The organism is Pantoea sp. QMID4, from assembly GCF_030270445.1.
GTDB lineage: Bacteria > Pseudomonadota > Gammaproteobacteria > Enterobacterales > Enterobacteriaceae > Pantoea > Pantoea vagans.
The window spans coordinates 296509-315747 of sequence record NZ_BSXL01000005.1 but is presented as its reverse complement, the minus strand read 5'-3'; the positions used below and the strand labels follow the sequence as shown (position 1 = coordinate 315747).

Genomic DNA, 19239 nt, shown 5'->3' with positions numbered 1-19239 from the left:
CCTGCATTCATTCAGGATTGTGTGGGGTGTAGATCAGATGACCGGCTACACCGCCCGCGCCGCCATCTTTAGGGTGGTTGATGCCATCGGAAACCGGCACATCAGTGAAGTCAAAAGGTGAAACACCTTCTAAGCAGGCGACGTTAACCCCAAACTGATCGGGCTGCGAGCGGCTCTGGTGAAAGGTATAAATGCCGCAGACGGAGCAGAAGTAGTGGCCCACCTCTTTGCTGTTGAAGCGATACGCGGTGAGCTGTGCTTTACCCTGGGTCAGCTCGACCTTTGTTGCAAATACCACCACCGCGCCGCGCATCCTGCAAAACGAGCAGTTGCAGCGGCGCACGGTGTTAAATCCATCCTTCAGCGTTACCCGGTATGCCACCGCACCACAGTGGCATTGCGCTGTCATTTCAGTTTGCATCGCGATCTCCTGTGTCATTTAACCCGCCAGCTTTCAGCCTACGCCAAAGCCGGAGGTTTGGCAGCATCAGAGCCAGGGTTGTCACCCATTCAGGCAGTTCAAACCGTGCCTGTTTTTAAATCAGACCACAATCCGAAGCTCTCCATCGTCCCTGGCTCACACTGTGATAAGCGTGATCTCTTCAGCCGCAAAGGCATCAAGCAGAGATTTATCAAGTTTCTCTTCCACCACCAGCGTTGAAATGTCACGACATTTCGCCACGCTAAACCGCGCCACAGCGGGGATTTTATCCGCCGTCAGCCCAACGATAACCTGATTGCTCTGCGCCATGGCGACTTTCTTGAATTCACAATCCGCATAGTTAAAACCGGTCAGCCCGGCTTCAGGGCTCATGGCGCAGCCGCCGATAAACGCCTGATCAAAAAGTATCCCCTGAATCTGATTAATCGCGGTTTGCCCGACTACGCCACCGGTGCTCTTTTGTATCTGTCCACCCAACATGATCACCTCTGCGACAGGATGATTGATCAACAGCGCGGCGATATCGGGCGCATTGGTGACAACGGTCAGACTCAGTTCAGGCGGAAGCGCCTTTGCCAGCGCGAGATTGGTGGTGCCGGCATCAATAAAGATGCAGCTACTGGCTTTCACCAGACTGGCACAGCGCTGCGCGATCAGGGCTTTTGCTGCGTGATCGTGCTCTTTTCGGCTGATAAACGTGCCTGCGTCCTGCAACTGCAATACTGCGCCGCCATACACTTTTTTGCATAAGCCTTCTTTACTGATTTCATGCAGATCGCGGCGGATCGTGTGCTCAGACACCGCCATCTGTCGGGCCAGATCACCGCAGACCACACGACCATTCTGCTGCAGGATCTCACGAATCAGGGCTTGTCGCTGCTGCGGGAAAGCTGCATAATCGAGCATTTAAACTCCAGATTGTTCATAAACGAGCTATAGTGAGCATGATCGTTCAGCTACCGGCAGGGTGTCAATAGCGGCTAATCGATACGCTTACTTTGTCTCTCCAGCATTTACTTAAGGATCGTAATGGCTAATAACGTCTCATCCGCTCAGGCAACGCGCATCATCTTTTTTCTGGCCGGATTTATTACTGCAACCTGGGCCGTGATTGTGCCTTTCGCGCGTGCTAATACTGGCGTTAATGAAGCACAGCTGGGCACGTTACTGCTCTGTCTGGGCGTCGGTGCCTTGATTGCAATGCCAGTGACGGGCTGGCTCACCAGCCGCTTTGGCTGCCGCCGGGTTATTCTGGTTGCCATTGCGCTGATCGTTATCAGTACGCCATGGCTGTCGGTGCTCAGCGATCCGCTGTTGCTGGCGCTGGCATTGCTGGTTTTTGGCATCGGCATCGGGGTCACCGACTGCGCCATGAACATTCAGGCTATCCTGGTGGAAAAGCATGCTGCAAAACCGGTGATGTCCGGCTTTCATGGCATGTACAGCGTGGGCGGCATTGCGGGGGCTGGTTTTATGACACTGCTGCTGGCGATGGGGGTCAGCGCGCTGACCGGCTGCCTGCTGGCGGTGGTCGCAGTCATTGTCATGGTGCTGATTAGCGCATCGGGTTTACTGAGCTACGCTAATCCCGCTGAAGGCCCGGTGTTTGCGGTTCCGCGTGGTAGCGTACTGATTATCGGCATCATCTGCTTTGCGGTCTTCCTGACCGAAGGCACCGTGCTGGACTGGAGTGCGGTCTATCTGACCGACGTCCGGGCCATTCCGGTCTCACTGGGCGGGCTGGGTTATACCTGCTTTGCTGTGGCGATGACGGTGGCGCGCCTGACCGGCGATCGCATCATCTCGTCGCTGGGTCGTCTGCCTGTGGTGCTGGGTGGCGCACTGGTTGCCGCAGCGGGCATGGCGATGGTGACCTTTATTGACTCCTGGCCGCTGGCACTATTGGGTTATACCCTGGTCGGTGCCGGCTGCGCCAATATCGTGCCGGTGATGTTTTCTGCAGCCGGACGTCAGACGGTGATGCCGCAGGCGGTCGCCATACCGGCTATTACCACCCTTGGCTATCTGGGGATCCTGAGCGGGCCCGCCGTCATTGGCTACGTGGCGCATTACACCCATCTGGGTTTCTCATTTTCACTAATCATGGCGCTGATGCTGATTGTCGGCGCGGTTTCTCTAACCCTTAACCTGGGCCACAACACGGCGAAGGAAAACAGATGAAAATTGCCCACGTCGCACTCTGGACACATCACCTCGAGGCGCAGCAGCAATTCTGGCGCGAGTGGTTTAACGCGGAGAGCAATACGCGCTATCAAAGTCGAAACCGTCCCGGCTTCGCCTCCTTCTTTATGCAACTGGAGCAGGGCGCAACGCTTGAGTTGATGACCGTGCCCGATTTGGCAGGCGGACAGCCGGGCAGGGAGGTGACAGGCTGGGCGCATATCGCGATTAGTGTCGGTGATGTGCTGCAGGTCGATATGCTGGCCGCCAGGGCGGAAGAGGTGGGCATTCTGGTTGCGGCACCGCGCCATACGGGCGATGGCTATTATGAAGCGATTATTCGCGATCCGGATGGAAATCTGATTGAGCTGGTCGCAGAGTAATAAACAAAGCCATCAGGCTCCCAGCTGGACCCAGCGGCGTCCCGCCAGCACCGTCAGCACCACAATAGTGATGCCTGCCGCCAGATGCATAGAGAAATCGATCATATGCAGATGGGTGTCATGGCACAGCGACAGCAACATCGATGAGGTAAACGCACTGCCACAGCCGCTCAGCGCCAGACTGCGCGCGGGATAGAGTGAACGGGTGCGTTTCAGGGCGATGACGGACATCAGCATCATCGGCACGCTGGCCGACAGCATAAACAGATAGCAGTGTATCCCTTCACCAAAGCGGCTCGCGCCCGCAGGCGGGGCTTCAGGTGACATGTTGATCAGATTCAGCCCCAGCCACATTAACGTCAGCAGTAGCGGCCAGCGCAGCCTGACGGGTTTTCTGCCTGCGATACTCAGCGTAAAGGCTGCCGCCAGCGTGCTGCCCGAGATGATAAGAGAGAGCAGTACGGCGACAAATGCCAGCCATGCGCCAGGCTGACTCCAGTCAGTAAACCTGCTGTGAAACGCCCAGCTGGTGAGTGCGCCACAAGGCAGGGCAAGCGCGATCCAGCCCGCAACGCGCCAGGCGGTGGGCCAGACACGCTGCACCGGCTGGGCAGACTGGCTGAGCTGATCGATTAACTGGTCATGATTTCTCATGATGACCCCGTCCATATTTACGAAGATTGACCATTGCGCGATGCAACAGGGATTTAACGGCAGAGAGAGACTGATGGGTTTCAGCGGCTGCCTGCGCCAGGCTCTGCTCGCGCAGATGCACGGATTCGACGATCTCCCGCTGACGCAGCGGAAGGGTATCCAGATAGCCTGAGAGGATATCGGGATCGGCTGAGGCTTCTGCACTTTCAGCGGGCCGCAGTTGCAGCGCAACATCATCCTGAATCTCCTGACGACGCCCATGCTGGCGCAGCGCATCAATCGTTCGGGCAGAAGCAATAGCGGCCACCCACGGCAGTATCGGGCGCTGCGGATCGTAGGTATGCCGGACCCGATGGATTGCCAGTAGCGTATCCTGAATCACATCTTCAGCCAGCACCTCATCACCGATTTTTCTGCACACCAGTGCCCGGATGGCCGGAACCATCGCTTTAAGTAACTGGTTATAGGCTGCTTTGTCGCCCGCCTGCGCCCGGGCCATTAAGGCTGGCCAGTGCTGTGCGCGTTGATCAGTGTCTGACATCAGTCATCAGCAGATCAGCACACTGTCGCCGTGTACTGATACCGGAGCAGAAAATCGTTTCATCAATCGTTTCAGGTTTTCTTTCCTTTTTCCGTTGCCTGATCCAGTGCTGAAATCACGATGCCCGGCGTCAGCACCTGCGGGAGTACCACCGGTTTGCCGCCATCAGCCGGGTAGACCACGTAGAGAGGTAATCCACCGCGTCCGAAATCACTCAGCGCCTGTTCAACATCGGGATTGTATTTAGTTGAGTCCGCGACCATGTAAATGGTGCTGGTACGTGCCATCGCCGCTTTCACCGCCTGCGTCGACAGCGACGTGCGATCGTTAACCTGGCAGGTAATACACCAGGACGCGGTAAAGTTCACCAGGATAGGCTTACCCTGACCTTTAATTGCATCGACATTCTGGGGCGACCAGGCCACCGCGGCAGCAGCCGGTGAGGCGACTTCCGTCTCAGCCGGTGCCGTGGCAAAACTGTTCAGATTCAGTAACGGCACCACGACCAGCATCAGAAAGAATGCGGTAGCAACATGCAGTACCCCATGACGCTGTCCCATCATACGACGTTTCTGCGCCATGCCATACAGCCAGGCAGCAAAACTAAACAGTAAACAACAGACCAGGATCGCGGACAGCGCCGCCGATCCTGCCTGACGTTCCAGTACCCAGATCAGCCAGCCCACCGCTCCCAGCATCGGAAACGCCAGACCCTGTTTTAAGGTGATCATCCAGGCTCCGGGCTTTGGCAATATTCTCGCCAGAACCGGGAAGAATGATATCAGTGTAAAGGGCGCAGCAAATCCCAGCGCCAGCGATAAAAAGATCACCACACTCACCAGCGGAGGCTGGGTCAGCGCATAGCCTACCGCGCTGGCCATAAACGGTGCGCTGCAGGGAGTGGCAACGATGATGGCCAGTGCGCCGGTCAGGGCTGAACCAACCAGTCCACCGCGATCGCCGCCCACTTCGCCGACCCGCTGGATCGACAGTCCGACTTCAAACAGACCGAGCAGGTTCAGTGCTGAGCCGAGCATCACCAGAATCAGCGCGGCGATAACCAGCGGCGATTGCAGCTGAAATCCCCAGCCCACCGACGCACCGCCCGCCCTGGCCAGCAGCAATACGGCGGTCAGAGCAACCATCGTCACCACGACACCGAGCAAAAAGGCCAGGCCTTCTGCACGGGCGTGTGAGGGCGATTCATGATGGCGGATCAGGCTCAGTGCTTTCAATGAGATCACCGGAAACACGCAGGGCATGAGGTTCAGAATAATGCCGCCCAGGAAGGCGGCTGCAATCGCAGTCAGCATGATGTACCTGCTCAGATGATGAAGTTATGCCGGATTGGCCTGGCGATATTTTTTAACGGCATCCATCGCTTTCTGGATATGCGTATCAGGATTTTTATCGGTGAAGCTCAGCAGGATTTTGCCGTCCGGCGCAATCACATACGAGGTGCGGTCTGAGACTTTCTGCCCCTTCATCTCCATTGTGCTCTTATATTCTTCGGCGACTCTGGCACCCGGATCGGCGGCAACGGTAAATTTGTCACGACACTCCAGCTGCGAGAATTTAGCAATCTGATCGGTATTACCGGCGGTGACACCAATGACGGTCGCACCCTGCTTTTTGAATTCATCGGTCGCTTCAGCAAAGTCATGCGCTTCGAGTGTACAACCCGCACTGAACGCCGCCGGGAAGAAGTAAAGAACAACCGGGCCTTTCTTCAGCGCCTGCTGTAATGAGAAGGTGGTCGATTTACCCGCCAGCGCGGCGTCGAGTTTAAAATCCGGTGCTTTTTCACCGACCTGTAACGCCGCAAAAGCGGATGTTGCCGGAACACTCAGTGCCAGCAGCGTAGCGACGGCCAGGGTTTTCAGGGTGTTTTTCATTGGCGTGACTCTCTCCATTAACGAGCAGACGGGGTTGTCTGACGTCTCTTTTCTAAGGTTCGTTTAAAACGGGAAAAAGTTGCGCGGTTTTGAAATTTTTTTAACGTTTTATTTAAGAAGACGTTGATTCCGGATTTACAATTTTTATTGCATCGTCAGCTGAATCGAGTACAGCTCATGTGTCTTTGACGCGCAAAATGCGTCGTGGTTATTCTTTGTTGAACAGAATTTATGTGATTTAACCCGCAATAATGTTGTTAAAAAGCACCGGTTTTCTGGCAGGTGAGCATCGTCACGTTTCTGGTCAGCTTCAGACAGTAGATTCTATTAATGGAATGAAAAAACGATTCAGCAAAGAGGCGGATGATGAAGATTAAACTGGCGTTAACAGTACTGGCGGTTCTGGTTTCAGGTTCAGCAGCAGCGAAAACCTGGGTGCTGACGAGTGCTGAACAGGGCACGGAGCAGGGAAACTGGCAGATTTCCAGCAGTGAGCTGAAATTCCAGGGGAAGCCGTTCAGCATTGAGCAAAAAGTGCTTCATGGCGGCAAGCAGGAAGGCAGTAAAATCATCACCATCCACAGTCAGGATGGCCTGACCATCACACTCAGCCCGACACGCGGCATGAATTTGCTGCGCGTCGAGGGCTTTGGTTCTCGTATGGGATGGGATTCACCGGTGAAAGAGGTGGTTAATCCCGCTAATATCAATCTGGAAAGCCGCAACGGTCTGGGCTGGCTGGATGGTTTCAATGAAATGATGGTGCGCTGTGGCTATGAGTGGACCGGTCATCCGGTTACCGATCAGGGCCGCATTTACACGCTGCACGGTAAAGCGGGTAACACGCCGGTTTCGCAGCTGGAAGTTGAAGTGGCTGATGCGGCACCGCATGAGATCCGCATTCGTGGCCTGATTAAAGAGAGCACCTTTAAGAAGACAGATTTGCAGACCCTGACCGAGCTACGCTATGTGCCGGGCAGCAACAGTTTCAGCCTGCATGACGTGTTAACCAATCACGCTGACTATCCGCACGATTATCAGATCATCTATCACAGCAACTTCGGCCAGCCAATCCTGGAAGAGGGCGCACGTTTCCTGGCTCCGATGTCCGGCATCAGCCCGTTCAATGACTATGCAAAAGCCGGGTTGAAAGAGTGGCAGACCTACAAAGGTCCGACCAAAGACTTTGATGAGATGGTATTCAACATCAAGCCACTTTCCGACAGCAATCATCAGACTGTCGCTGCAGTGATTAACAAAGCCGGAAACAGCGGCGCATCGATTCAGTTTGATACCCGTCAACTGCCAATGCTGACCTTATGGAAAAATACCGACACCCTGAAACAGGGCTACGTGACCGGCATCGAGCCAGGCACCAGTTATGCCTATCCGGTCACCATTGAACGCGCGCAAAAGCGCGTGAAGCAACTGCAACCGGGCGCCAGCACGGCATTTGATCTGACGTACACCTTGCTGCACAGCAGCGAACAGATTAATGACGTTGAGAAACGCATCAGGACTATTCAGGGTGAAACGAAGATTGATGTGAGCGAGACGCCGATAGCGAAGGAGTGAGTGGCTTAAAACCCCGACAAATGTCGGGGTTTTTGCTATTCAGTTCAGAACGTTATGCACGATAGCCACTACGTTAAGCAGGCAATGCAGTAGCGGACCGTAGAGCCTGAAGTTGATGAAAAAGAGTAACTCTGAAATACTAACAGTTACTAACTGATAGTAACCCGGCGGGAGTAACACCATGCCAACCAGCGTAGCACTAACACCATATTTTGAAGCGTTCATTCGTGAACAGATCGAAAGTGGACGATATAACAACACCAGTGAAGTGATCCGCGCGGGTCTGAGAGCACTGGAAGAACGCGAACAACAGATCAAACTTGATGCTCTGCAAAAAGCAGTCAATGCAGGAATCGACAGCGGCGAAAGCAAAAATGCGGAAGAAGTATTTGGTCGTTTGTCGCAAAAATATCGGCGGCAGGCTGAGGGTGGTAAAGGGTAATGAAACTGGGTATATCGCCTCTGGCAGAACAGGATATCGAGGCCATTGGTGACTATATCGCGCAGGACAACCCGGTGCGTGTAGTTAGCTTCACGGAAGAACTTTATCAGCGGTGCCTGCTTATAGCAGAGTCCCCGATTATCTATAAGGAGAGGCATGAGCTGGGACAAAGCGTCAGAACCTGTGCTTACGGGCGCTATCTTATTGTGTTCAGGGTGCTGGATACAGAAGTACGTATTGAAAGGCTGCTTCATGGTTCGAGGGATATCATCACGCTGTTCTCTGAACATGAAAACCCGAAAAGTCCTCTGTGAGCGGAGTAAAGGTCTTTCCAGTAAGATATGGAATGTCTGAGCGATATAATCATGAAGATTGGTTGCGATACATACTCAGCGTTTAAGCAAAGTGTGAAAGGGGGAGTTTACCAGGCAACTGGACATGAGCTTGATAGCTTATTTAACATAAGATAGATTGTGCGCACCTTAAAAGATAGTCCAGGTTGATAATGTCACTTTTTAGCGATTTCATTTCACCCGGATTACGCTATTCAGAGAGCAAAATGCCCGGCGATGCCGGACATTTTTTTACTGCGCAACCTGCCGCAACGGAGGCAGTTCAAGACTACTGCGAAAATCTGAGCCCTGATAATCCGTATCCAGCAGTTGTCTTCGACGCAGTTCCGGCAACAGGCCGTTTAGTAATAAGTCCTGCTGATCCGGTTGCCCCAGCCCGTGCAACGAAATTACATCCAGCACCCCGGCCTGATAACGTTGTTCAATCGCATCCGCCAGCGCTGACGGCGTCCCGGCCGCAAACCAGTGCCCGGTCTCCTCCGCTTTGATAATCAGCTCGCGTAGCGTCAGTCCTTCAAGCGCATACTGGCGGAAAATAGCGGCGCGCCCCTGACGGCGTTGTACCTGCGTTACATGCGGGATCAGCGCGGCGGGCAACGGTTGATCCAGCGGATGTTCGCGCAAATCCAGCTCGCCGCCCAGCATATCGGCCACGCGCAACCTGCCTTGCTCATAGTCGATGCGTTCATGTTTTTCACGCAGACGACGCGCCACATCCTCCTCGCTCTCACCAATAATCGCATGGAATGAGTTCATGATCAGCGGGAGATTATGCTGCCGCCCAAAGCGCTGCGCCCGCTGGTGTACATCCGCCACAAACGCCTGTGCCGCCACAAAGGTGGGTTGCGACGTGTAGATCACCTCGGCATAACGCGCGCCCAGCGTCACGCCCGCGTCCGATTGCCCGGCCTGGAACTGAACCGGACGACGCTGTGGTGAAGGCGGCACATTCAGCGGGCCCGCCACCTGAAAATAATCGCCCCGGTAGTTGATCGGATGCAATCTGGCGGGATCGATGCGTATCCCGCCGCTGGCCGTGCGCTGTGCCGCTTCGCGTTCATTCGCGTCATAAAGCGCATTCATGACTTCGATGAATTCCGTGGAACGCGCATAGCGCTCCTGTGGCGCGGGTAGCAGGCTTTCACCAAAATTCTCCTCACCGACAGAAGAAGTCACGGCATTCCAGCCGGCTCGCCCGCCACTAAGATGGTCCAGAGTGCCCATCTGGCGCGCCAGATGATACGGGTGCAGCCAGCTGGTGCTGACGGTGGCGATCAAACCAATGTGTGACGTGGCATGACTCAACGCCGCTAGCGCAATGAGCGGATCCTGGCTGCCGGTGGTGCCTGACAGACCGGCAGGATCGGCCTGCAATAAATCTGCGGTAAATAACCCGGTGATTTTCTCGCGCTCCGCAATTTTCGCCAACGCAATGGCGCGTGCGATGCCCAGTCCCGGCTGGCTGTCATTGCCTGCCGAGATGACGCTACTGGCACCCACCAGCGTCTTCAGTTTTCTGCGATAGGGTTGTGACACGGTATTCTCCTTAAAGCCGCGAAAAATCAGCTTTGATTTTTTGTAAGGTGTCCGCATCGGTCAGCAGACGCAGGCCGGTCCGGGCCAGCACCTGCGCACCAGCCAGCAATGCCTGATAACCCCGTTCCGAGTTGGCTGCCTCACGAAATGGCACGGTATGGAAAATGAGATCGTCAGGGCCAATTTTCAGCCAGGGATGTGCGGTCGGCACTGCGTGGCTGATATCCCCCGCATCCGTGGAGACTTTGTTCTTTTGTGGCGACAGATCAACCTGTTCCCCGACCGCCGTCAGTTCTTCCAGCAGCACGGCATCCAGCGCCGGATTCAGGCGAAAATCGCGCGGGCCAACCTGATGATCGATTTCCACGCGGGTGCCGGTTGCCAGCGCAACGCCTTCGGCAATCGCCCGCAGGCGCGGTTCCAGCGATTCCACTTGTTCACGGCTGTCGGCACGGATGTAGTAATGCGCCGAGGCATATTCCGGGATCACATTCGCTGCCTGCCCACCGTTGGTAATAATGCCGTGCACGCGCACGCCATCTGGCAGTTGCTGACGCAGTACGCTGATGCCGTTGTACAGCAGCACCAGTGCATCAAGCGCGTTAATCCCTTCATGTGGCGCGCTGGCCGCGTGCGACGGCTTTCCGTAGAAGTGAAAATAGAGGTGATTATTCGCCAGGGTATGCTCGGTCAGGCGGGTTTTCCCGGCGGGATGCACCATCAGCGCAGCATCAACGCCCTCCAGCAGTCCAGCCTCGACAAACCGTTTTTTCACATTGCCTTTTGGGCCACCGGGTCCAGCCAGACCACCCTCTTCCGCCGGTGTGCCCAGCACCACCACACGCCCGCCCGTTTTCGCCAGCAGCTGTGACAGCGTGATAGCGGCTGCCACACTGGTAGTGCCAATCAGATTGTGGCCACAGGCATGACCGATACCGGATAGCGCATCATACTCCGCTAAAAACGCGACCGTCGGTCCCGGTTTGTCGCCACGCTTCTCGGCATAGAAGGCGGTTTCATGACCGGCAACGTTGCGCGTCACCTGAAATCCCTGCGCCAGCAGCAAACCGGTCAGTTGTTCGCTGGCGAAGTACTCACTGTTGCCGGTTTCCGGGCGCTGAAAGATCGCTTGCGCGGTTGCCACATAGGTTGCGGCGTGGTGTTCAAGGTTGCTTTCCAGTGCCTGATGCCAGGCGGTGATATTTGTCATGTCAGGCCACCTGTTGAGGACGTTGTTGCGCAAATTGATTTTCCGGCGTGGTGAGTCCGAGATTTTCGCGCAACGTCGCACCGGCATATTCGCTGCGATAGATACCGCGCTGTTGCAGCAGCGGGATAACCTGTTCGACGAAATCATCAAAGGCCGTTGGCGTACCCCCGCGCACGATAAATCCATCGGCCGCTCCGGCGAGGAACCACTGCGCTAACCCATCGGCTACCTGCTGTGCGGTGCCGAGGAAGCTGGGGCGCGGCGTGGCTTCTTCCAGGGCTGCCTGACGTAGCGTCAGGCCACGGGCGTGCGCATTGCGTTTAATGGTGTCGGTGGTGCTGCGAAAGCTGTTCTCGCCAAGGTCGCCGATCTCCGGGAACGGTTCATCTAGCGGGTACTGGCTGAAGTCATGATGCTCAAAGTAGCGCCCAAGATATTCCAGCGCTTTTTCGATGGTCACCAGTTCGGCGGTCTGCTGGTAACGACGCTCGGCATCCTCCGCGGTCGCGCCGATGATGACGCTGATCCCCTGGAAGATGCGAATATCATCGGCTTCGCGCCCCTGTGCCACCAGGCGACGGCGCACGTCTTCACGGAAGTCACGGGCCTGCTCCAGCGTCTCCTGGCGTGTGTAGATGGCATCCGCCGCTTCAGCGGCAAAGGCTTTACCGGCTTCAGAGGCTCCGGCCTGGAACACAATCGGCCTGCCCTGCGGTGAACGCCCGACATTGAGCGGTCCCTGGACGGAGAAATAGGTGCCCTGGTGATTAAGGGTATGCAGTTTGTCAGGATCGAAAAACTGACCGCTGGTTTTATCCCTGACAAAGGCATCCTCTTCCCAGGAATCCCACAGGCCTTTGACCACCTGTAAATACTCACTGGCAACACGATAACGTTCGTCATGTTCGGGATGGGTGGCGCGCGAGAAGTTCCTGGCTGAGCCTTCCAGCGGCGAAGTCACCACATTCCAGCCCACACGACCGCCGCTCAGATGGTCAAGGCTGGCAAACTGGCGCGCCACGGTAAACGGTTCGCTGTAGGAGGTGGAGAGCGTCGCTACCAGGCCGATATTCTTCGTCACCAGCGACAGCGCTGACAACAGGGTGATGGGTTCAAATCGATTGAGAAAATGTGGGAGCGACTGGGGCGTGATATATAAACCATCGGCGACAAACAGAAAGTCAATTTTTGCCTGTTCCGCTTTGCGCGCCAGATCCAGCACATACCCGACATTAATACTGGCATCCGCCACCGCATCCGGGTGACGCCACGCCGACATGTTGCCGGATGCGCCCTGAATGATGGCTCCCAGCCGCAGCTGGCGTTGTGTCTGACTCATTCCATGCTCCTCAATAGGCGATTGCGGGCTGCCAGTCCGGCAGGACCGGCAACGCCTTTAACAGTTTTTGCGTCCAGGGATGTTGCGGCGCGGCAAAGACTTCGCCGATCGCGCCACTTTCCACCACCGCCCCCTGCTGCATCACCAGCACGCGGTCAGCGAGGTGCTGGATGACCCCCAGATCATGAGAAATAAACAGCAGCGCGGTGCCGTGTTCGGCCTGCATATCCGCCAGCAAATCCAGTACCTGCGCCTGTACCGACACATCGAGCGCACTGACCGGTTCATCCGCCACCAGTAACGCCGGGTTAGACGCAAACGCGCGGGCAATTGCCACACGCTGCCGCTGACCACCGGATAACTGCTGTGGATAACGTTGCAGGAATCGGTCACCAAGCTGTACTTCGTCCAGTAACTGGCGCACTCGCTGGCGACGGGCATCACCGAAAATACCCACGCTGTCGAGGCTTTCTCCGATGATTCTTTCCACCGTGTAACGCGGGTCGAACGAGCTGAAAGGATCCTGCGCAATCAGTTGCAGACGGGCGCGGCGCGCACGGCGTGCTGATTCGCTGATGCCATGCCAGCGGCTGCCTTCCAGCAGCAGCGTGCCACTGTCTGGCTCGGTCAGCCCCATGACGACTTTCACCAGCGAGGTTTTGCCTGAACCGGACTCGCCGACCACGCCGAGGGTTTCCCCGGCGTGCAGACTAAAGTTGATATCTCTTAAAACCTGACGGTCGCCATAGCTTTTATTCAGGCCGCGGGCCTCGAGCAGAGGCCTGGCGCCCGTCCGGGTGCGCGCGGGTAGCGGTGTCGGCTCGGTAGCGCTGAGTCGTAAGCCACACGTGGCTGGCGTAGGCACAGCGCGCAGCAAGCGCTGAGTCCACGGGTGACGTGGACGATGCAGCAGCGCGGCGCAGGCGCCCTGTTCCACTACTTCACCATCACGCATCACCAGCACTCTGTCCGCCAGCTCGGCAACCACCGCCAGATCGTGACTGATCAGCAGCAGGCCATGTCCTTCACGTTGCCGCTGAGCAAGCAACTGGAGAATCTGACGTTGTACCGTCATATCCAGCGCCGTCGTCGGCTCATCCGCGATTAACAACGCCGGACTGCCGGCTAGCGCAGTGGCGATTAGCGCACGCTGGCGCTGACCACCAGAAAGCTGATGCGGATAGCGCGTGAGACGGCTTTCCGCATCAGCGATCCCTGCCGCACGCAGCAGTTCAATGCTTTTCTCCTGAAGCCTGGCGCTGTCACGATACCCGGCGGCGGTGAGAGCATCGGCTAATTGCTGACCAATACGGCGCAGCGGATCAAGAGAGACCAGCGCATCCTGCAACACATAACCGATACGGCGGCCTCGCAGGGCACGCCAGTCACGGCGGCTGGCGTTACGCATGTCACGTCCGTCGATCACAAAACGATCTGCGCTGAGCTGCGCCTCTTCGGGTAATAATCCGAGCAGACTGCGTGCCGTCAGGGTTTTGCCTGAACCAGACTCCCCCACCAGCGCCACGGACTCGCCCGGCCACACCTGCAAACTCAGGTTTTTCACTACCTGATGATGGCCAAAGCGAATGGTCAGGTTCTGGATATCAATCACCGGCTGGCTCATGAGGCTCTCCTTTCAAAACGCGCCTGCCAGTAGCGCCCCAGCGTATTCACGGCAATCACCGTCAGCGTAATAAATACGCCTGGCCAGACAGCAATCCACCAGGCGTTACGCAGATAGTTGCGCCCCTCCGCCAGCATCAGGCCCCATTCCGCCGTCGGTGGCTGCGGGCCCATGCCAAGGAAGCTGAGACCTGCGGTGCCAATAATCGCGGTGCCCAGCCCCAGTGTCGCCAGCGCAGGCACCTGCGCGATGGCATGCGGCAGGATATGACGAACGGTCAGCGTAAAGCGCGACAGCCCAAAGGTTCGCGCCTGCTCCACATAGCCGGAGGTCATCACGCTGTAAGTCTGCGTGCGTACCACGCGCGCAAAGCGCGGCACCGACGCCACACCGAGCGCAATGATCAGGTTGTTGGTGCCGGGGCCGGTAAACGCAATCAGCATCAGCGCCAGCAGCAGGTCGGGAAAGGCTGAAATAACGTCAACTGCACGACTCAGCAGTTCGTCTAAAACGCCACGTGCCAGTGCGGCAGTCAGGCCCAGCAGCGTACCGAAGATCACCGCCAGCGCCATCGCCGCTAGGCTGATCAGCAACGAATAGCGGCTGCCGTAGATCACACGCGTCAGCAGATCGCGCCCCAGTTGATCGGTGCCGAGCCAGTGCTGCGCCGACGGCGGTAGCTGCGCATTAACCGGATCGGCTAAAATGGGATCGCTGTGCGTCAGCCAGTGCGGTGCCACGACTGCCAGAGCCACCAACAGCAGAAACAGAATGGCGCTCCAGACGGATGCCGGTAGCGCAACAGAAAAACGTTGCAGGATGGCTTGCATTATTTGCTCTCCCCACGTAAACGCGGATCAATCCACAGCGCCAGAATGTCCACCAGCGTACTCATCACCACGTAAATCAGAGCCGAGAGGATGGCAACCGCCAGCACTACCGGTAGATCCTTCGCCAGCACCGCATCAACCGTCAGCTTGCCGAGACCGGGACGGCCAAACACCTGTTCAGTGATCACCGCCCCGCTCAGCAATCCGCCAACCAGCCAGCCGGTTAATGTCACCGCTGGCAGTGCGGCATGGCGCAACGCATGACGCAGGCGAATGGTGGTTTCACCCACCCCCCAGGCGCGTAGCGTCAGGGTAAATGGCGACTCCAGCGCGCGTTCGAGTTCTCGGCGCAGCACCTGCGCGATGACCGCACCCTGGGCGAGGCCGAGAGACAGCGCCGGCAGCACCAGCGAAGAGAGATGACGGTCGCCCGCCACCGGGAACCAGCGCAGCGTAAAGCTGAAGATAAACAGCAGCACGATGCCCATCCAGAACGAGGGGGTGGAGGCCAGCAACAGCTCCAGCCCATTGGCGATCCGGCGGCCCCAGCGACGATGCGCAGTGGCTACAGCGATTGTCACGGCAAACACCGCACTGACCAGCAGTGCGGCGAGGGTGAGTTTCAGGGTCGGCCACAGCTGTGTAGCGAGCAGTTGACTCACTTCGGTGTTAAGGATGTAGGAGCGTCCAAAATCACCGTGCAACGCCCGCCACAGATAGTGCAGATACTGCCACCACAGCGGTTCATTCAGTCCCCATTCAGCGCGGATCGCCGCCTCAATCGCCGGTGTGCGTATCTGCTCGCCAATCAGCAGGCTGACAATGTCACCCGGCGCCAGATGCATCCCAAGAAACGCCAGGGTGACGGCTACCCACAACACCAGCACACCGCCGAGCAGACGCCCGACAATGCGGCGCGCCAGGTCACTGCGCCACAGGGATGGCCGCGGTATTCTGGGGTTACGGGTCATGATGCTTTCCAGACTCATCTGCGCCTCCGCGTATTAATGTTCGCTCAACCAGACGTCATAGACGTTTTCGGGCATCTGTTTAAAACTGCGGAACCCGACACCGTGCACATAACTGGCCGCAGCAATCTGATCTTCCGGCTCATACAACGGCACCGCCAACGCCTGTTGCGGCAGGGCATATTGCTGGAGCTGGCTGTAGAATTTACGGCGCTGATCGATATCAAGCGTGGCGGCAGCCTGGTCGAGCCAGCCATTAATTTCCGGGCTGTTAACGCGGCTGTAGTTAATCGGTCCACCGGCTTTCACCGGGCGGTAGTGGTTTTCGATATCGATGCCGTCGGTTTCCGTATTGGAGTTGGCGATCGAACCGAACTTGCCGGTATTCCGCACCTCAACGTAGGTGCCGGAGTCGACATAACGCAGTTTCAGCTCTACACCAAGCCGTTGACGCGCCTGAGCCTGAATCGCCTGCAACAGTACATCACGCTGGTCACGCACCGTTGCCTGGGCCTGGATTACCTCGATAGTCAGACGCTGACCGTCTTTGGTGCGAAAGCCGTCGGCATCGCGTGTCTTCCAGCCCGCCTCATCGAGCAAGGCATTGGCCGCTGTCGGGTTGTTACCGTATTTACCTTCCAGATCGTTGTTGTAGAGCGGATCGATCGGTGAGGTGATCCCCCAGGCACGGGTCCGCTCGCCGCGATAAACCGATTTAAGGATGGGATCGATATCCAGCCCCTGGAGTAATGCCTGACGCACCTTTACATCCTGCGTCGGGCCATATTCCACGTTGAGGAACAGTGAATAAGGCGTGCCCGTATTCAGGGCATGCTGGTAGGTGAAATCGCGGTTGTCCTTAAACTCCCCGGCATCGTTACCGGATATCCCCTCTATCACATCCACCTGGCCGGACAGTAGTGCGCCGGTGCGTACTGACGATTCCGGCAGGAAACGGTAGGTGACACGGTCCAGCCAGGCCGCTCCCTGATGATGCGCGGTGGCAGGCGCCCAGTTGTAGTCGGGGTTTCTGACGAAGGTAACCTGTTGGCCCTTTTCGTAGCTTTCGAGGATAAATGGCCCGGTTCCCGCAATCTCTTTGCCACCCGCTTTGAGCTGCGACGAGTGCCAACTGGCAGGTGCGAGAATTTGTAATCTGGCCGCAAAGGCGAGGAATGGTGAATACTCCTGCTTCAGGGTGATGGCTACGGTATGGTCGTCCGGCGTGCTGATGGTGTCGATACGTGAGCCGACCGCGCACAGGCTACTACCTGCACAATATGCGGCGTCCTGCAAATGTCGGAAGTTTTCTGCCACCGCATTAGCATCCAATTTTTCGCCGTTGGAGAAGCTCACGTCGCGACGCAGGTTGAAACGGTAGCGCTTACCGTCCTGGCTGGCTTCATAACTTTCTGCCAGCCAGGGTACAAAACTGCCATCATTACGCCGCGCCAGCAGCGATTCCCAGACGTTACGCAGCACTACCTCGGCTTTTGACTGGCCATTGAGCTGGGGGTTAAAGGGTACGGGTTCGGTTTCTACACCGTAAGTCAGGCTTCCGCCGCTTCGTGGCTGCTCAGCAGCAAAAGTATAAGAGGCGCTTCCCAGCAGGCAGGTAAGACTCAGCGCGACAGTCAATGCATTCGCTTTCATAATTTCCCTGGTCGTTGCAGATGTTTAATGTGAGGTGAGTAAACTGGCATTAAATTCCTTTTTCAGAAAAACCAATGCTTCACCTAATGGATTGGTGCGATGATAAAAAGGTTCATAGCCGCGACGCTGATAGAGTTCACTTAGCCAGGGATGTTTAATCGCCGTAGCCAAATAAACGCCAGGGGCTTTTAACGTGTCTTTGAGCAATATTTCTTCTGCCCAGTTAATAATTTCTCGCCCATAGCCCTGGCCTTTAAAATCCGGGTCGACAGCAAACCAGTGAATGAAAGGCAATGATGAGGGTGCATTGTCATCCTGCTGCCACGTAAAGCGTACCGTTAGCGTCGCCACGGCGCGTTTCCACTTGCGCAGCACCAGCACCGTTTCCTGCTCAATGGTGCGGCGCACCTGATCGACATTGCCTCGGGAAATGGTGAAATGCACATCCAGCGCCACCAGCGAAGCATAGGCACGCTGTAATAAAGCAAAAATTTCTTCCGCATCGTCAGGTGTTGCTACCAGAATGGACTGACTCATTATTTCTAATTCCCCCGTCAAATCATTAGGGAATTATCAAAACCTGCCAGTACAAAGTAAAATGAAAATAATGAGAATCGTTTTGTTAAATACAGAAATTATTCATAACGGCGCAGTATAAAAATAAAACATTAGATAATGATAAAAATGACTATCATTTTATCAGGGATTGAAAGGGGTTACTGACCGTAAACGGGGGCAGCAAGCTTCATGCGTGCCCAGGTCAGCCTGCTTCAGAGAAAAGACAATCTGTTCGTCGGTGAATGAAGACTTTTCACCGGCACAATCTCCGTCTGGAGAAATGAATATCATGCCGGAATTCTGTTTCTGAATGGAGCAGGAGTTCGGGCCAGGATTATGATGAAGACTGAACGTTTCGCGTGATTTACTGAAGCATCAATGATGACGTATCCTGGTGCGGCGTTTTTGACCTGAGCCGTTGGTTGACAGGCCCGAATTCAGAAGATAGTTGATAACTTATCCGGTATTGAGCAGATATCAGGAATATTAGAGGGGTAAACTATATCGTCAGTATTTCTCAGTTCATTCAGATGCCACCAGCGATAATTGGCAATGACTGTTTTTTCATTATCAGTCCATCCACTGGTACTGATATCGTCATCACCTGTTTTAATTAAATAAAATTGCTCATGCGCCAGAACGACCTCACCGTTGGGTAGCGTCATTTCAAAAGTTCTCTCTGTTACCGGCTGTCCCACAGCATCAACGTTGATACCTGTTTCTTCCCTGAGTTCTCTGAGGGCTGCCTGCTCAAAATTTTCTCCTGATTCCACGCCTCCACCGGGCGTTGCCCAGTATACTCTGCCTGCCAGCGCATCACTTTCATGCCTGAACATGAATAATAAAACCTGATTAAGAGAGTTCATGATCAGTAGACGTGCAGATTTACGGGTACGCACTGGACAATTCCTTTTTCACATAAGATGTAAGTCAGTGTAACTGATTCAGCGTGTAACAATAAAATAGAATTGAAGTTAAATTAGTGCTGCTTTCAGATTTCGGTTCCGAACCTCTTAAACCTTTCCATCCCTTACCTCGCTTTAGTATTAAGCAAA

The 19239-nt window shown here is 55.8% G+C and carries 20 protein-coding genes; 5 read left to right on the top strand and 15 right to left on the bottom strand.

Annotated features, from left to right (window positions below; translation table 11 throughout):
• Positions 1 to 7: 7 nt before the first annotated feature.
• Positions 8 to 421, bottom strand: a complete 414-nt coding sequence (locus QSK07_RS13510) for a GFA family protein (protein WP_098050144.1) — start codon at positions 419 to 421, stop codon at positions 8 to 10.
• A gap of 156 nt (positions 422 to 577) precedes the next feature.
• Entirely contained in the window at positions 578 to 1348 is a 771-nt protein-coding gene (locus QSK07_RS13505; protein WP_285721546.1) for a DeoR/GlpR family DNA-binding transcription regulator, read from the bottom strand.
• A 123-nt stretch (positions 1349 to 1471) separates the two neighbouring features.
• Between QSK07_RS13505 and QSK07_RS13500 the strand changes: the two genes are divergently transcribed.
• Both QSK07_RS13500 and QSK07_RS13495 read left to right on the top strand, forming a co-directional pair.
• Complete coding sequence (locus tag QSK07_RS13500; RefSeq protein WP_285721547.1) at positions 1472 to 2623, top strand: MFS transporter; 1152 nt, start codon at positions 1472 to 1474, stop codon at positions 2621 to 2623.
• Positions 2620 to 3006, top strand: a complete 387-nt coding sequence (locus tag QSK07_RS13495) for a VOC family protein (protein ID WP_285721548.1) — start codon at positions 2620 to 2622, stop codon at positions 3004 to 3006. The genes QSK07_RS13500 and QSK07_RS13495 overlap by 4 nt, the downstream gene beginning before the upstream one ends.
• Positions 3007 to 3018: 12 nt before the next feature.
• On the opposite strand, the gene QSK07_RS13490 is transcribed toward QSK07_RS13495, so the two are convergent.
• The 4 genes from QSK07_RS13490 to QSK07_RS13475 form a co-directional block, all read right to left on the bottom strand.
• Positions 3019 to 3660: an NrsF family protein gene (locus tag QSK07_RS13490; RefSeq protein ID WP_285721549.1), complete on the bottom strand. Its 642-nt coding sequence runs from the start codon at positions 3658 to 3660 to the stop codon at positions 3019 to 3021.
• Complete coding sequence (locus tag QSK07_RS13485) at positions 3647 to 4201, bottom strand: sigma-70 family RNA polymerase sigma factor (RefSeq protein WP_285721550.1); 555 nt, start codon at positions 4199 to 4201, stop codon at positions 3647 to 3649. Before QSK07_RS13485 ends, QSK07_RS13490 begins: the two co-directional genes overlap by 14 nt.
• Positions 4202 to 4272: 71 nt before the next feature.
• Positions 4273 to 5514 (bottom strand): protein-disulfide reductase DsbD family protein, encoded by a 1242-nt coding sequence (locus tag QSK07_RS13480; protein WP_285721551.1) that lies wholly within the window; start codon positions 5512 to 5514, stop codon positions 4273 to 4275.
• 24 nt (positions 5515 to 5538) lie between these two features.
• Positions 5539 to 6096 carry a peroxiredoxin gene (locus QSK07_RS13475; protein WP_285721552.1) on the bottom strand — a complete coding sequence of 186 codons (558 nt, stop codon included), beginning with the start codon at positions 6094 to 6096 and terminating at the stop codon, positions 5539 to 5541.
• Between the two features lie 366 nt (positions 6097 to 6462).
• Here QSK07_RS13475 and QSK07_RS13470 point away from each other — a divergent pair, with 366 nt between their 5' ends.
• The 3 genes from QSK07_RS13470 (at position 6463) to QSK07_RS13460 (ending at position 8427) form a co-directional block, all read left to right on the top strand.
• The gene (locus QSK07_RS13470; RefSeq protein WP_285721754.1) at positions 6463 to 7671 is read left to right on the top strand and encodes an aldose 1-epimerase family protein; all 1209 of its coding nucleotides are present in this window, start codon (positions 6463 to 6465) and stop codon (positions 7669 to 7671) included.
• 181 nt (positions 7672 to 7852) lie between these two features.
• Positions 7853 to 8113: a type II toxin-antitoxin system ParD family antitoxin gene (locus tag QSK07_RS13465; RefSeq protein ID WP_285721553.1), complete on the top strand. Its 261-nt coding sequence runs from the start codon at positions 7853 to 7855 to the stop codon at positions 8111 to 8113.
• On the top strand, positions 8113 to 8427 hold the full coding sequence (locus QSK07_RS13460; protein ID WP_285721554.1) for a type II toxin-antitoxin system RelE/ParE family toxin: 315 nt from the start codon (positions 8113 to 8115) through the stop codon (positions 8425 to 8427). The genes QSK07_RS13465 and QSK07_RS13460 overlap by 1 nt, the downstream gene beginning before the upstream one ends.
• 270 nt (positions 8428 to 8697) lie before the next feature.
• Here the strand turns inward: QSK07_RS13460 and QSK07_RS13455 are convergent, their stop codons facing one another.
• The 9 genes from QSK07_RS13455 to QSK07_RS13415 form a co-directional block, all read right to left on the bottom strand.
• A complete protein-coding gene (locus QSK07_RS13455) occupies positions 8698 to 10002 on the bottom strand; it encodes an NtaA/DmoA family FMN-dependent monooxygenase (RefSeq protein ID WP_285721555.1) in 1305 nt (434 codons plus the stop codon).
• 10 nt (positions 10003 to 10012) lie between these two features.
• Complete coding sequence (locus QSK07_RS13450) at positions 10013 to 11212, bottom strand: M20 family metallopeptidase (RefSeq protein WP_285721556.1); 1200 nt, start codon at positions 11210 to 11212, stop codon at positions 10013 to 10015.
• Position 11213: 1 nt separating this feature from the next.
• Positions 11214 to 12551, bottom strand: coding sequence for an LLM class flavin-dependent oxidoreductase (locus tag QSK07_RS13445; protein ID WP_285721557.1), 1338 nt, complete (start codon positions 12549 to 12551; stop codon positions 11214 to 11216).
• A 10-nt stretch (positions 12552 to 12561) separates the two neighbouring features.
• A complete protein-coding gene (locus tag QSK07_RS13440) occupies positions 12562 to 14175 on the bottom strand; it encodes a dipeptide ABC transporter ATP-binding protein (protein ID WP_285721558.1) in 1614 nt (537 codons plus the stop codon).
• Positions 14172 to 15005 (bottom strand): ABC transporter permease, encoded by an 834-nt coding sequence (locus tag QSK07_RS13435; protein WP_285721559.1) that lies wholly within the window; start codon positions 15003 to 15005, stop codon positions 14172 to 14174. Before QSK07_RS13435 ends, QSK07_RS13440 begins: the two co-directional genes overlap by 4 nt.
• On the bottom strand, positions 15005 to 15994 hold the full coding sequence (locus QSK07_RS13430) for an ABC transporter permease (protein ID WP_285721560.1): 990 nt from the start codon (positions 15992 to 15994) through the stop codon (positions 15005 to 15007). The genes QSK07_RS13435 and QSK07_RS13430 overlap by 1 nt, the downstream gene beginning before the upstream one ends.
• 15 nt (positions 15995 to 16009) lie before the next feature.
• Positions 16010 to 17626, bottom strand: a complete 1617-nt coding sequence (locus tag QSK07_RS13425; protein ID WP_285721561.1) for an ABC transporter substrate-binding protein — start codon at positions 17624 to 17626, stop codon at positions 16010 to 16012.
• A 24-nt stretch (positions 17627 to 17650) separates the two neighbouring features.
• A complete protein-coding gene (locus QSK07_RS13420) occupies positions 17651 to 18163 on the bottom strand; it encodes a GNAT family N-acetyltransferase (protein WP_061060799.1) in 513 nt (170 codons plus the stop codon).
• Between the two features lie 458 nt (positions 18164 to 18621).
• Positions 18622 to 19083: an NUDIX hydrolase gene (locus tag QSK07_RS13415; RefSeq protein ID WP_275221833.1), complete on the bottom strand. Its 462-nt coding sequence runs from the start codon at positions 19081 to 19083 to the stop codon at positions 18622 to 18624.
• Positions 19084 to 19239: the final 156 nt, after the last annotated feature.